The 14632-nt window shown below is 46.9% G+C and carries 13 protein-coding genes; 9 read left to right on the forward strand and 4 right to left on the reverse strand.

Translation table 11 applies throughout. From position 1 onward, the window contains the following. Nucleotides 1-7: 7 nt before the first annotated feature. On the reverse strand, nucleotides 8-712 hold the full coding sequence (locus RA156_RS14180; RefSeq protein WP_306641014.1) for a CoA transferase subunit A: 705 nt from the start codon (nucleotides 710-712) through the stop codon (nucleotides 8-10). Between the two features lie 9 nt (nucleotides 713-721). Next, nucleotides 722-3184, reverse strand: coding sequence for a transglycosylase domain-containing protein (locus tag RA156_RS14185; RefSeq protein WP_306641016.1), 2463 nt, complete (start codon nucleotides 3182-3184; stop codon nucleotides 722-724). Between the two features lie 232 nt (nucleotides 3185-3416). On the opposite strand from RA156_RS14185, the gene rseP reads away from it, so the two are divergent. The 5 genes from rseP to RA156_RS14210 all read left to right on the forward strand — a co-directional run bounded on the left by rseP (nucleotide 3417) and on the right by RA156_RS14210 (nucleotide 7829). Then, nucleotides 3417-4748 carry an RIP metalloprotease RseP gene (gene rseP, locus RA156_RS14190; RefSeq protein ID WP_306641019.1) on the forward strand — a complete coding sequence of 444 codons (1332 nt, stop codon included), beginning with the start codon at nucleotides 3417-3419 and terminating at the stop codon, nucleotides 4746-4748. A 100-nt stretch (nucleotides 4749-4848) separates the two neighbouring features. After that, complete coding sequence (locus RA156_RS14195; RefSeq protein WP_306641021.1) at nucleotides 4849-5628, forward strand: hypothetical protein; 780 nt, start codon at nucleotides 4849-4851, stop codon at nucleotides 5626-5628. Next, on the forward strand, nucleotides 5628-6968 hold the full coding sequence (locus RA156_RS14200) for a cation:proton antiporter domain-containing protein (RefSeq protein ID WP_306641023.1): 1341 nt from the start codon (nucleotides 5628-5630) through the stop codon (nucleotides 6966-6968). The genes RA156_RS14195 and RA156_RS14200 overlap by 1 nt, the downstream gene beginning before the upstream one ends. Nucleotides 6969-7004: 36 nt before the next feature. Continuing rightward, nucleotides 7005-7349, forward strand: coding sequence for an Hpt domain-containing protein (locus RA156_RS14205; protein WP_306641025.1), 345 nt, complete (start codon nucleotides 7005-7007; stop codon nucleotides 7347-7349). 96 nt (nucleotides 7350-7445) lie between these two features. Continuing rightward, nucleotides 7446-7829: a hypothetical protein gene (locus RA156_RS14210; RefSeq protein WP_306641027.1), complete on the forward strand. Its 384-nt coding sequence runs from the start codon at nucleotides 7446-7448 to the stop codon at nucleotides 7827-7829. On the opposite strand, the gene dprA is transcribed toward RA156_RS14210, so the two are convergent. Beyond that, nucleotides 7783-8889 (reverse strand): DNA-processing protein DprA, encoded by a 1107-nt coding sequence (gene dprA, locus RA156_RS14215; RefSeq protein ID WP_306641028.1) that lies wholly within the window; start codon nucleotides 8887-8889, stop codon nucleotides 7783-7785. The two genes, RA156_RS14210 and dprA, sit on opposite strands and share 47 nt — an antisense overlap. A gap of 89 nt (nucleotides 8890-8978) precedes the next feature. On the opposite strand from dprA, the gene RA156_RS14220 reads away from it, so the two are divergent. Genes RA156_RS14220 through RA156_RS14235 form a run of 4 tightly spaced genes read left to right on the forward strand, consistent with a single transcriptional unit; the run spans nucleotide 8979 to nucleotide 13917 of the window. Next, nucleotides 8979-11393: a TonB-dependent receptor gene (locus tag RA156_RS14220; RefSeq protein WP_306641030.1), complete on the forward strand. Its 2415-nt coding sequence runs from the start codon at nucleotides 8979-8981 to the stop codon at nucleotides 11391-11393. Continuing rightward, nucleotides 11393-12139, forward strand: a complete 747-nt coding sequence (kdsB, locus tag RA156_RS14225) for a 3-deoxy-manno-octulosonate cytidylyltransferase (RefSeq protein ID WP_306641032.1) — start codon at nucleotides 11393-11395, stop codon at nucleotides 12137-12139. Before RA156_RS14220 ends, kdsB begins: the two co-directional genes overlap by 1 nt. A 48-nt stretch (nucleotides 12140-12187) precedes the next feature. Further along, complete coding sequence (locus RA156_RS14230) at nucleotides 12188-13270, forward strand: HU domain-containing protein (RefSeq protein ID WP_306641033.1); 1083 nt, start codon at nucleotides 12188-12190, stop codon at nucleotides 13268-13270. After that, nucleotides 13267-13917 carry an HAD family hydrolase gene (locus RA156_RS14235; protein ID WP_306641034.1) on the forward strand — a complete coding sequence of 217 codons (651 nt, stop codon included), beginning with the start codon at nucleotides 13267-13269 and terminating at the stop codon, nucleotides 13915-13917. Before RA156_RS14230 ends, RA156_RS14235 begins: the two co-directional genes overlap by 4 nt. Nucleotides 13918-14125: 208 nt before the next feature. Here RA156_RS14235 and RA156_RS14240 read toward each other — a convergent pair whose 3' ends face one another. Next, nucleotides 14126-14608, reverse strand: a complete 483-nt coding sequence (locus RA156_RS14240) for a DUF6495 family protein (RefSeq protein ID WP_306641036.1) — start codon at nucleotides 14606-14608, stop codon at nucleotides 14126-14128. Nucleotides 14609-14632 lie beyond the last annotated feature (24 nt).

The raw sequence follows: 14632 nt of genomic DNA on the forward strand, positions 1-14632 counted from the left end.
TGCTGAGTTAAGCCCTTGGACGGACAGTTCGTTGTTCAATTCGTTTCTCGTAGCGCTCTCCTTGGAAGATGCGCTGAACAAAGATTCCTGGAGTATGAATCTGGTTTGGATCGAGTTCTCCTACGGGCACCAATTCTTCTACTTCGGCAATGGTAATCTTGCCCGCCATAGCCATCATGGGATTGAAGTTGCGCGCCGTCGCCTTGAAAATCAAGTTTCCAGCGGTGTCTCCTTTCCATGCTTTGACAATGGCGTAATCAGCAGTTAATGCCGTTTCAAGGATGTGTGGTTTTCCATTGAACTCGCGTACTTCCTTTCCTTCTCCTACTTCAGTACCGTAGCCTGCCGGTGTGAAAAAGGCTGGAATTCCAGCTCCTCCAGCACGACAACGTTCGGCGAGTGATCCTTGTGGAATGAGGTCAACTTCGAGTTCTCCGCTCAACATTTGGCGCTCGAATTCATCATTCTCACCCACGTAGCTAGAGATCATCTTTTTAATCTGACGTCCTTGCAGCAACAAGCCAAGACCGAAATCATCGACCCCTGCATTGTTGGAGATACATGTCAAATTGTTGACGCCCATTTTCACCAGCTGAGCGATGCTGTTTTCGGGAATCCCGCAGAGGCCGAAACCTCCAAGCATAAGGGTCATTCCGCTTTGAATGCCGGCGCACGCCTCTTCGACGTTTGCCACAACTTTGTTAAGTGCCATGGAAAGGGTTTACTCGAAGAAATCTTCGTCTTCAAAAGACTCTTCTACATCCGATCCAAAGTTAACAGATTTGCCAGCATCTTGATAGGTTCTGCAATCAAGCATTTCGACATCCAGTCCTTCTGGCACTTCAAAGTCTTCTTGCGACAAGGCAATCTTCTTGTCATCGTACACTGACTTCATGTAGAATCCATAAATCGGAAGAGCCGTATTTGCTCCTTGACCTTTGGAAGTTGTCGAGAAACGAACCGCTGGATCAGCCGCTCCTACCCAAACTCCCGTTACTAGATCTGGCGTCAAACCGATGAACCATCCATCAGTGTTGTTCTGAGTAGTACCCGTTTTACCGGCCATTGGTGCTTTGATACCATCGTAATCTCTTGACTTTAGGTCCATACGCAAGCGCACACCTGTACCGCTGGTCTTTCCAAGTTCTTCATTGTAGGCACCATCAACCACACCCTTCATCATGTGAAGCGTTTTGTAGGCTGTGTACTCATCGATTCCTTGGCGAATGTTCATTTCAGGCTCGTAAATCACGTTACCGTTCTTGTCTTCAATTCGCGTGATGAAAGTTGGTTCGATGTATACTCCTTTATTTGCAAAAGTGGCGTTGGCCGAAGTAATCTCTAGCAAAGACAATTCTGCTACTCCAAGGGCAATCGACGGAACGCTTGGTACTTCTGACACGATACCCATATCATGTGCAGTAGTCACCACCGGATCTGTACCGAACTCTTTGATCAGTTTTGCGGTGATGGTGTTCATTGAATTTGCCAGGGCGTACTTCATGGTGACAATCTCTCCATACTTAAAGTCAGAGTTATCAGGAGACCATGGTGGTTGTCCGTCAGGCATTTCAATAACCACCTTTTGGTTCGGATACTCCGTGCACCCGTGTTTCCCAAGGCGTAACGCTGTAGCATAAACAAAGGGTTTGAAAGTAGAACCAACTTGACGGTGTGATTGTCTCACGTTGTCATATTGGAAGAACTTGTAGTTCACTCCACCAACCCATGCCTTGATATGACCTGTCTGCGGTTCAATAGAAACAACACCTGCGTGTAGGAAACTCTTGTGGTATTTAATAGAATCAATTGGCGACATCACAGTGTCAATAGGTCCACTATGGCTGTACACCCTCATGTTTGTCTTCTCTTCAAACTGAGCTTCAATTTGACCATCACTTAGGTGCGGCCATTCATGTCCACACCCTCCCTTTTCAGGGTCACAGTAGAAATGAGGAACTCCTTCTTTGTCTTTTTTGACGATGTAGAATTTCGGACGTTCACAATCAGGACAAAGTTCACCGGTTGCTTTCTTGTAGCGTGAAGATTGTTTCACGGCGAAGCTCATAATGCGCTCGCGGTCTTTGTCATTAATCCCATTGTAGAATGGGTAGTTCTTATCACGACGCTTCTTGAGGTCTTTCCAGAAGTCTTCTTGAAGTTCTCCGGCAAGGTGATCTTGAACGGCATTCTCCGCATACTCTTGCATGCGCGCATCGATGGTTGTGTAGACTTTTAATCCGTCACTGTACAAGTCGTACGGTTCACCATCGGCTTTAGCATACTTGTATGACCCATCGTCATTGGTTTCGTTCAGAATTTGTTTCAACTCTAGACGCAGCACTTCTCGGAAGTACGGTGCCGCACCTTCATCGTGGCTGACACGCTGGAAATCGAGACCTAAGGGTAGCACTCTTAGGCTGTCGTATTCCTCTTGTGATAAGTAGCCATAACGCACCATCTGGCTCATGACCACTTCTCTTCTTTTGAGCACCTTTTCTTCTCTTCGAATTGGATTGTAAAGCGACGAGTTCTTGAGCATCCCGACCAACATCGCTGACTCTTGAATATTCAAAGAATCAACTGGTTTGTCGAAATAGATATATGCTGCTGACTTGATCCCAACCGCTTGGTTAAGGAAGTCATAGCGATTGAGATAGAGCGCAACGATTTCCTGCTTCGTGTACTGCTGTTCCAGTCGAGCGGCAATAATCCACTCTTTCGGCTTTTGAAGGAGCGCGCGTTCAAGTCGACTGATTCTCTCATACTCTTCCGTGAAAAGGAGCTTGGCCAACTGCTGAGAAATCGTGGAACCTCCACCTTTACCACCCATGTATGCTGCGGCACGAGCCAATGAGATAAAATCAACCCCAGAATGCTCCCAGTAGCGTGCATCCTCTGTTGCTACCAGGGCATCCACCAAATGAGGTGGAAGGTTTTCGTATCGTATATCAGATCTATTCTCGCGGTAATAACGACCAATGACTTCATCGTCAGAAGTGAAGACTTCAGTGGCGAGGTTGGTCTTTGGATTCGATAACGCTTCTGTTGACGGCAGGTCACTATTTGAAGCAATGAGCAACAAAAGCGCTATGCCTAAAAAAGGTGATAGAACGATCAACCAGAAGATGAACAAGTACTTACGAACCTTGCTCTTTGGGATGGATGCTTTTTTCTTAGCCATAGTTACAGACTTGGTGCAAAGGTAAATTTCTAAGAATTCGTTTCTATTCTTTGGTCAAATGAAAAAGTGCAGGTCTTTTTCAATTATTCGCTAGCGCGGAATGGGATTCGATTGTATTCACACTAATTGAGAAAGAACTGCCCATGGATTTGCGTAAGTTTGCGGGTCGCTAACAGACTAAACCGCAAGTCGCTTCCATTGTTATAGTGGAAGAATTGAACATCATATTCGAATGGTAGCACTGATAAAAGCAGCCCAGCTCATTTTGAGCCTTTCTATACTTGTTGTCCTTCACGAGCTAGGTCACTTCGCGCCAGCCAAGTGGTTCAAGACCCGCGTTGAGAAGTTCTACCTCTTCTTCGATCCAGGTTTCAGCCTTTTCAAAGTTAAACGAGGAGAGACTGAATATGGTATCGGTTGGCTACCTCTTGGTGGATATGTGAAAATCGCCGGGATGGTTGACGAGTCTATGGATACTGAGGCCTTGAAAGAGGAACCAAAACCATGGGAATTCCGTTCGAAGCCAGCGTGGCAGCGATTGATCATTATGATTGGTGGTGTGACGGTCAACTTGATTCTCGGGTTCTTTATCTACGCGATGGTTTTCTTCGTTTGGGGAGAAGATTATTTGAAGGTTGAAGATGTTCCTTACGGCTTGCACTTTGAAGATCGCATTGAATTCTTGGGGTTCCAGGAAGGAGATAACATCGTAGCCCTTAACGGAACACCAACTGTAGAATACGATGATATTCGTCGTTCTATCTTCAGTGAAACAGTGTTGAACGTAACGGTAGATCGTAACGGACAAGAGATCGTTCTTGAGATGCCTGAAGACCTTGGTCAGATTTTTATTGACAGTAATGTGCGCCAACCATTTCTCTTGCGTTGTCCGACATTTATTGACTCACTGACTGAAAAAGGTTCTGCGATCAATTGTGGTTTCCAGCGAGCAGATCAAATTGTAGGTATCAATGAAATGCGTGGTACCTACTTCCAAGATATTGCGAAGGAAATCAACAAGCATATCAACGAGGAAATTGACGTTCACATCATCCGAAACGGTGTAGAACAGACCATTACTTGCAAAACTGACACCAACGGCACCATAGGATTCTATCCAGTAGCACCGAATAGGATCGAAGAGTTTAATTACCAGCACCGTTCATTTTCTTTTGGTGCGGCTATTCCTGCTGGGTTTGTCGAGGCTAAAGAAATCTTGGAGGGATACGTGCTTTCATTGCGCTTCCTATTCTCGAAATCTGGTGCAACCCAGATTGGTTCGTTCATCACTCTTGGAAGCATCTTCGATGCGTCTTGGAATTGGGAGGTTTTCTGGAGAACCACTGCCTTCCTATCGTTGATCCTTGCGTTTATGAACCTACTACCTATTCCAGCATTGGATGGGGGTCACGTTGCCTTCCTCCTCTATGAAATGGTAGCAGGTAAACCCGCACCACAGAAGTTCTTGGAAAGAGCACAAATGGTAGGGGTTGTCATCCTTCTTGGCTTGATGGTTTTCGCCATAGGGAACGACATCTATCGCTGGCTTACGGACGCTTTATAGTCGAGTGACCCCTCGTCACCAGTTCCGTCACAATGAAGTGTTGGCAAGTTGCTGTACCTCGAGGTATAGCGCTTGACTAACTACTTTATCTTGCCCTTATATGCTTAGATACCTGCTGTTTATCCTCTTTGGGGTGATCTGCTTCCGCGCTAGCGCACAAGACAATACACGCGCCTTTTACTACAACATTCACGATGGAGTACAGGCGAAAGTGACGATTGTGCCTTTTGAGCCGCGCATGCTGATCTCTGACCTTCATCGCGACATGTGCATCAAGAACGGAATGACCACTCAAGAAGTGAAATACGCCCTTGCCAGTGGATTTTGCCATGCCCTACGGATTTCAGCACCAAACCGAACGGAGTCTGATATTTTTGGCTGGGAAGATGAATGGCCAGATGCCCTGGAAGAGTACTACAAGAAAGTGGGCTACAAGTATCAGCCGATTCCAACGATGACCGATCAAGCAGCTGAAATTCATGGCAGCCGTGTCATTGGAGGTGAAATCCAACAATTTGAAGACACCATCACGCGCTATATGTCGGCCGTGATTGATGAAGGATTGATGCAGCGTCTGGCAGGACAAACCAACAGCGATTACACCTTGGTTATTTCTGAAGTTGATATTGTCAACCTCGGAACCCCGATCAAAGTCAACCCCGCAGGGGCAGCGTTTTACGTCCGCATTCACTACGACTTGTACAACGCTGACGGAACTCATCGCACAGGTGGTGTGGTAAAACGTCCGTTGAACGATTATGACTATGACCCAATCATCTTCTCTCGCGAAGAGTTTATCGAGGCCGCGAAAGGGCTTTACGATGCGCTCTCATTGTCAGTCGTTGAAGAGGAAGAAGGACCAAAATCAAGCGGTAAATAATGAACACCATTCTTATCATTAGTAGTGCCTACGGGCTGATGATCGGCGCCAGCCTGGTGATCATTTTGTCTTACTTCTTCCAATTGATTTCGAAGAAGACGAACATCCCAAGCGTATTGCTTTTGATTGTGCTTGGGATTGCGATCAATTACGGTCTGAAGTCAATGGGAGTGGAAGAAATTCCCTTTGAAGGATTGGTTTTAGAGGTTCTGGGAACCGTCGGATTGATCTTTATTGTCTTAGAGGCAGCCCTTGACCTTGAACTCACAAAAGAGAAATGGCCCATCATCTGGAAGAGTATGGTGGTGGCCCTCGCAGCCCTTATTGGGTCTAGTTTCTTGATCGCTGCTTTCATCAATTTCACGATGATTGATGACTTCTTCACCTCATTGGTTTATGCTGTTCCGCTGAGTATTATGAGTAGTGCGATCATCATTCCGAGTGTGGGTGGTTTAGAAGAAGACCAGAAAGAGTTCATGGTCTACGAGAGCACCTTCTCTGACATCTTGGGAATCATGTTCTTCTACTTGCTCCTCGGAAATGCAGGTAGTGACCAGATGGGCGCCGTCGTTGGAAATGTCTTCTCAAACATCGGGTTGACCGTCTTCTTTGCCGTCATGGTTGTTTATGCCCTCACTTGGGTGATTCAGAAGATTACCGGAGACGCAAAGATCTTCCTGACGATTGCGATTCTCTTGCTCATTTATGCTGTAGAGAAAATCTATCACCTGTCGCCACTGATCTCCATTCTCGCGTTTGGTTTAATGATCAATAACCCGAAGCTGTTCTGGTTTAAGGGCATTCGACGTTTCGTAGACTTTGACCGGATCCATCAAATGCACAATGAGTTCCACTTGTTGACCTTGGAGTCGGCGTTTGTGATTCGCACATTCTTCTTCGTGATCTTCGGTATTACCGTCTCGATTGCGTCGATCTTGAGCTGGACGGTTTTGTTCTACTCATTGATCATCACCGTATGTCTGTATCTGGTCAGACTGTTGTTCTTATGGATTTTCCAGCGGAAAAACATCTTCCCGTTGCTCTACATCGCCCCTCGAGGATTGATCACCATTCTTCTCTTTTTCCAGATTTACAGCGCATATCCTGAATATGCGACGGAAAGTTTCGACCGAGGGATTCTACTGCAAGTGATTTTCATTTCGTCGTTGATTATGACGATCTCTCTGATCCAAAACGGACTGGGAATCTCTGAGGTTGAGCGAAGTAGGACCACTGGAGACCTTACAATCATTGAGAGCAATGAGCAATATGAAATAGATGAGGAGGAGTCAGAAGGTGAAACTTCTGAAGGGGATGAAACAAAGGATAGTAATAATTAGTAGTAGAATCGTACATTAGAGATGGTAACTAGACCAATGCTGATCAACTTAGAAAATTTAAAGGCCCTCTCGCGTCATAACCAGAGCTTCATCCGTGAGATTCTGGAGGTGTATCTTACGAACACCCCGAAGGATATTGAAATGATGCGCTCGGCAGTCGATTCTGAAGACTGGTCTACCGTTCGTTACTACGCTCACAAACTCAAGTCATCTTCATTCACCATCGGTTTCGATGAAGGGTACCGTAAGTTCCAGGAAATCGAGCACCTTGTTAAAGACGAAGGTGACATCAATGAGATTCCACCGTTGTTCTCTTCAGCCTCTACGATGTGCGAAGATTGCATCCGTGAAGTGAAGATTGAGCTCACGAAGTACATTTAATTCCAACGTCAGATTTATCTGACAATACCCACAGTTTGCATCCTACGCTTGTCGCGCTTGTTTTCTTCTAACGTTGTAGTAAGAAAACTGAAAGCGATGATCAACTATCACTTACTTACAAAGATCTCAGGGTACGACAGTGACTTTAGGAAGCAGATCCTTGAGATGATTGCCAATCGTTTTGAACGCGCTAACGCGGAAGCGCTACGCTATGTTTCAGAGCGCAGATGGTCAGCGAATTACCTTCTTCTTCAACGTTACCTCCACGATCTTCAGCCTTACACTCAGCCGTCGTTCATGCAAGAATTGAATGACAATCTCTCACTGATTAAGGAAGCTGATTCCGACGAGGAGCGCGACCTACGAACGAAGTTCTTGCTCAACACCATTCACAATGGATTGGTGCAGGCTCAAGTATTCTTCGACAAGAACGCTACGACCTCAAAAGATCCCAACGCTGTCCAGGCAAAAGGCGAATAAGCCCCTTCATCTCCATCTGAAATAACAAACTGCTGATCTCTGAAGACGTCATCCCCAAGGCGTGTTGAAGAAGATCAACATGAATCGGTCCCTTCTCTAGAATGACCTCGCATAGGCTTCTTTCCTCTCCCTCCATTTCGAGGTTAAGTTGCAATTGTTGGCTCTCCACCCTCTTTTTCTCCCAACCCAACTCTCCTGCCAACTGACGCACATCGGTCAACAAATGAGCGATCATTGAACGTATCAACCGATGGCAACCCGAAGACTGTTCCCGTGTGATTTGTCCGGGTACCGCAAAGACTTCTCGATGGTAAGACGAAGCAATTCGTGCTGTAATCATCGATCCTCCTTTAGAGGCACTTTCAATCACAATTGTGGCATCCGACAGACCCGCGATCACTCGATTTCGCGAGGGGAAGTTCTTTGGTGATGCTTTCGACTTCCATGGGAATTCACTCACCCAAGCCCCTCCATCTTCTAACATCTTTCGGGCCTCAGGCATGTGTTCTCCAGGGTACATCGTTGCCAATCCATGAGCTAAGCACGCGACCGTCGGCACTCCATGACGCAAGGCTGAACGATGTGCTTGAATATCGACTCCATAGGCTAGTCCGCTGACAATGGTCACCTCATAGGGCGCCAAATCTTCGATGAGTTGATCCGTGACCTTCTTCCCGTATTCAGTCACCTTCCGCGTCCCTACGATGGAAATCAAACGGGGAGCGTCGAGATTAGCGTTGCCCTTCTTGTACAACACAACAGGAGAGTCAGCACATCTTGCAAGCCGCGTAGGATATCCTTCACCTCCCAAATGCGACACCTCACCTCCATGGGCAAGGACAATCTCTGCCTGATAACGGGCAAGGTCGAGCAATCCACTCTCATGAATGGCCTGAGCTAGTTTTAAGGGAACTTCCAATTTCACCAGCTGGGACACAGTGGTTTCAAACAACGCATCTACACCTCCAGCGAGCGATAAAAGTTTCCGTGCAGTAGCTGGTCCTACCCCTTCAATCATGCCTAGAGCGATCGATTTGGCAAACATTTCTAAGCGATCCATACAACAAGGATAGGTTGACAATCGTCTGCCTCAACAACGACTTTATGGTCGTGGGCTTTTATTATACTTGTGTGAACCAAAACCTTCAGATGAGGCTACTTACTATCCTTTTTGTGCTCTGCTTGCCATTTTTGGCGGCCTCTCAATCTGCGCGTGTCACCGGTACAATCACGGATAAGAAAACTGGAGATATCATTCCTGGTGCTACGATTATCAATCAAGATCAAGTAGGTGCCAGCTCATCCATTGAAGGAAAGTATTCCATTGAACTTCCTGCTGGTGAACACGAATTGACCTACTCATTTATTGGATACGCAGACCAAAAGCGAACCATCACGCTGACCTCTGGGGAAACCAAGGTGATCGACATCAGTCTCAGTGAGGAAAGTATCGAGGTGGGAATTGTGGTTGTGAGTGCCGGTAAATTTGAACAAGACCTGGGTGAAGTCACCGTTTCTATGGAGGTACTGAAGCCTTCGGTCATCGAGAACCGTAACACAACTAATCTTGACGAGGTGCTTCAACAAACACCGGGAGTTAGCATCGTAGACAACGAACCTCAAATTCGATCTGGAAGTGGATATAGCTTTGGCGCCGGAAGCCGCGTTATGGTGCTTCTCGACGACCTACCAATCCTGAGTGGGGACGCAGGTCGTCCGTCATGGGGATTCTTGCCCATCGAAAATGTCGAACAAGTCGAAGTCATTAAGGGTGCGTCAAGTGTTCTCTACGGAAGCGCAGCCTTGAGTGGAGTAATCAACCTCCGAACGGCCTATCCAAAGGGTGAACCTCAAACAAAGTTTACTGCCTTTTACGGCTTCTACAGCGACCCGCAAACCGAAGATGCAAAGTACTGGGATGGCTCCCTCATGAAGTCTGGTCTTCAGTTTCTCCACTCTCGTCAAATCGGTCAATTCGACCTCGTCGTTGGTGGAAACTTCCTTGCCGATGACGGTTATTTAGGTCCGATTATTTCACGTGACTCTCTCGGAAATGCCATAGACACCGCTTCATCGGCATACAACCCATTCAACGTGGATCGCTTCGCTGGGGAAACCCGTGGACGACTGAACATCAACACGAGGTATCGAAGCAAAAAACATCCTGGACTGTCTATGGGCATCAACGCCAACTGGCTTAAAGGAGAGTCTTTGGCCACTCTAGTATGGGAGAATGCTGACAGTGGTCTATACCAGGCCTACCAAGGTTCTGCCACACGTACGAAACAAGTGATTGGCACGGTAGATCCATTCATTGAATATTACACACCGAAGGGTAGTTCGCACAAACTGCGTATGCGCTGGCAGAACCTCGACAACGACAATGATAACAACCAAGGGAATTTCTCCGATGTCTACTTTGGTCAATACACCTTCCAACAGAATTTCGATCGCTTCGGCATACGGAACATGAAGGTGACCACAGGACTGATGGGTCAGCGTACCTACGGTGAATCGCAACTCTACCGTGGCGACAACGAAGATGGTATTAACGAAGCCGCCAACTATGCTGGATTCTTGCAGGTTGACAAGACCTTCCTCGATCGATTGACGGTATCTGCTGGGATTCGATATGAGTACTTCGAAATCAACAAAGACAGCGATGCCAAGCCGGTGTTCAGAACTGGAGTGAATTACCAGATGGGTATTGCCAGCTACATCCGAGCTAGTTTCGGTCAAGGATTCCGTTTCCCAAGTATTGCAGAGAAATTCATCCAGACTGCTGTCGGTTCATTGGTCATTTACCCGAACGAAGACCTCGTGGCAGAGACTTCATACAACGCCGAAGTCGGGTTCAAACAAGGATTTAAGATTGGTGAATTCAAGGGCTTTGCTGATATCGCCCTCTTCACCCAAGAATATGAGAACTTCATTGAGTTCACCTTCGGTCAGTGGTCGGCATCACAAGGACTTGACAACCTGTTCGGCTTCGGATTCCGCAGTTTGAACACTGGAAGAAGCCAAGTCCAAGGAGCCGAGTTCTCCATCCTAGGAACTGGATCCATCGGACCGTATGAATTTGATCTTCTCGCGGGCTACACATACACCCTGCCTATCACTTTGAACCCTGACCTCGCCTATGCTGATGGGAATTTCAGTGAAGACATTGACCTTCCAGTAACTTACCTCAGCACGAGCTCTGACACCACTAACAACATCCTCAAATACCGCATGCAACACCTCATCCGTGGTGATGTTGAAGTGAGACGTGACAAGTGGATGCTTGGTTTGAGTTACCGATTCAATACGCCCATCCAAAACATCGACGTCGCCTTTATTGATGTCACCACCTTTGACCCAAGTATTGACTGGGGATTGGCTGATTGGATGGAAAACAGGAACAATCCTGTCCACATTTTTGACCTCCGCTTAGGGTACACCTTCTCAGAAGGGCAACGTATCTCCCTGGTTGTTTGGAACTTGACCAATGAGGAATATGCTATTCGTCCGTTAGCGGTAGAAGCCCCAAGACTTACTACCTTGCAGTACACCCTTTCGTTCTAATGCGCATAATCGGAATTATCCCTGCTCGCTACGCTTCCACGCGTTTTCCTGGCAAACCACTTGCTGATATCCTCGGCAAGAGTATGATCCAACGGGTCTATGAACAGGCGCTTTCTTGTTCATCCATCAGCGAAGTCTGGGTAGCCACAGACGACGAGCGTATTGCGGTCCATGTGAATGAATTTGGCGGTAAGAGTATCATGACTCTTCCTTCCCACGATAGTGGAACAGAGAGATGTCATGAAGCTTTTGAAAAGATTGACGCTAGCGCGGAAGCGGTAATCAACATTCAAGGAGATGAGCCCTTTGTCTCGCCTGATCAACTTGATCAATTAGCTCAACTCATTGCCAAAGACGAAGTTGAAATCGCGACCCTTGTCAAGCGTATTGAAGATCCAGAAGTCTTGTTAGACCCGAACAAGGTCAAGGTGGTCATGGGAAGTCAAATGCAAGCCCTGTACTTCAGTCGTAGTCCGATTCCATACATGCGAGAAAGCAAGATTCAAGATTGGGTAAACTCACATGATTACTACAAGCATCTTGGACTTTACGCGTACCGAACTGAAGTTTTACGAGAAATAGTTCACCTAGAAGAAGGTGTGCTCGAACAATCAGAAAAGCTGGAGCAGCTTCGATGGCTTGAACGCGGGAAATCAATCTATTGTGGTATCACTAAGTATGAATCACCAGCAGTTGACACACCCGACGATCTAGCTAAAATCATCGCTTCCGGCGTCTACAGCTAGTTTCAGGGGCTAGATTTAACCAGATAGGATTCTTATCTTCGCTTAAGAATGGGATACCTACAACAACATCTTGCGAACTTACTCTTTGAACATGAGTGCGTTGTTATTCCAGAGCTAGGTGGCTTTGTGACTAACGATGTTTCTGCGCGTTTGAATGAGCGTACGCACGTCATTCTTCCTCCTGGGAAGTCGGTATCGTTTAATGCCCGTCTATTCCACAACGATGGTGTCTTTGCACAAGACATTCGCATGCGTGAAGGAAAGACGTATGCTGAGGCGATGACGTTGATCCGTTCTGAAGTTGCTTGGTTAGAACGTCAATTAGACGCCGGCAAGCAAGTTCAATTCGAAGGTGTCGGTATTCTCTTCAAAGACAATGAAGGTTCGCTTCAATTTTCACCAGCAGCCGAGGCCAATTTCGACTCTCGCGCCATCGGACTGGAAGCAGTAACGCTCAACCCTGTCGGACAAGCGGAGAAAGTTGAAGAAGAAACTCCTGTTGTTGCCATCGCAGCTGCCAAACCAGCTGTGGAACGCATTGAAAACGAAGATTCAAGACGTCGATACAGAACCCTTCGCAATCTTGCGGCTGCCGCAGCCATCCCGTTTCTACTCTTCGGTGGACATCTCATTCAGTCACCACCTCAAGGTGCTGAACTGACCATGTTCCCGAACATGTCCGAAACTTCTTCTGACTACACTCCTCGCTTTGAGGAAGAAGATATTCGCCTGACCCCTCCAAACGATGTCAACATCTTGGAAGAGCAGGTAAAACAAAACCCATCGCTTTCATCATTCTACTACTCGTTCGTAGATGACGAAATCAGTCCTGATGGTGTCCGCATTGATCTCGAGCAACCGGAAGCTGAGCTTCCTGTTGCTACTCCAGAGGCATCTGCATCGTCGTTGAATTTGTACTTCGTCGTTGGTGGTGCGTTCCGCGAACACGCTAACGCGGAAGAGTTTGTAAGCCAACTGCAATCTGAAGGATACGACGCAAGCATCTTCGGAATGAAAGGAGATCTTCACATGGTGGCTTATGGTAGCTACGCCAACCGTGCTTCAGCGACCAAGGCACTTGCAGACATTCGCAACGACCACAATCCAAATGCTTGGTTGAAGCGCAAATGAGCACAAAGCAGCTTCCAAATCCACAAGACTTAGACGCGATCATCCTCGACTTCGGAGGAGTACTTTTTGATATTGACTATTTCGCTCCCCACCGAGCCTTCCAAGATCTCGGGATGGATAATTTTCAAGAGATCTATTCTCAAGCTAGCCAGACTGATCTATTCGACCGCCTAGAGACTGGGAACATTTCCAATGAAGATTTCATTGATGCCTTGCATCAATATGTTCCCGAAGGGGTAACCAAAGAGCAAGTCCTTCACGCTTGGAACGTCATCCTTCTCGACATCCCCAAAGCGCGCATAGACCTCGTCCACCAACTCAAGGATAAGTACCGTATGTTCCTACTCAGCAACACGAATGCCATTCACGTCGCTGAATTCGAACAGATCATCGATCGACGAATGGGGCTTGATTACTTCAGAGCGGGCTTTGAGAAAGTGCATTACAGTAATGAACTAGGCAAGAAGAAGCCGTATCCAGAAACCTATCTTCACGTTTGCGCACTTCATGGGTTAGATCCAAAGCGCACTCTTTTTGTAGATGACTCGGTACAGCACGTCGAAGGTGCTTTAAAGGCAGGTTTATATTCTTATCATCTAGAACTTCCAGAAGAGGAGTTTACCGAGGTGTTTTCTTACCTCGTTTGACGTTGGCAAAGTAATCAGCCACGCAGGTAAAACGGTTGTGAATCAAGGGTATACAATCACTAATTTGGTGGTGAATCTAAAGCCAGAACGCTGGTAAAGTTTTCGTCGACACCCGTAAAATAGTCCTTGACAATCTCCCACCGAGGCCAGACCTTAGCCTCGGCCGGTGGTGGCGGGGGAGGGAGGGCCCGCAGGGCGTTGTGTGTTGTTATTTGATCATTCGACGGAGGGTTTCCCAAACCACCAATTTGCACGGCTGAGCCCCCTGCTCAATAAACCCAAACAACTCTTCATTCCGCTTACCACTATAAGCTCTCTGCCCTGTATACATCTCCAGATTCTCCGCTGCTAAATCAATCTTCCCTTGACTCAACGCAGCAATATCAGCTCCGTTCGTGAAGTCTAGTGATGAACCATTTGGAATACGCATTTCGATGAGCTTGGCCTCTTCTTCTTCGAAGCGAACCACACGAAGCCGTTTCGGTTCACGTAGCTCTACACATTGGATATTTCCCAATGCCTTCTCCCAAAAGATATCTGAGAACATCTCAATAAGTGTTTCAGCTTTCTCCTTGTCTTTCTTCTTCAGCTCTTCCCACTCATCAGCTGGGATAGAGTTGGCTGCAAGGAACTGGACGAATTCACTTCGGAGCTCTTCTAATTCTTCGAGATGTAGTTTACGATAGCGCATGGCTGCAAAGGTCGGAGGGTTGAT

The sequence above is a fragment of the Sanyastnella coralliicola genome (assembly GCF_030845195.1).
Classification (GTDB): Bacteria; Bacteroidota; Bacteroidia; order Flavobacteriales_D; family Sanyastnellaceae; genus Sanyastnella; species Sanyastnella coralliicola.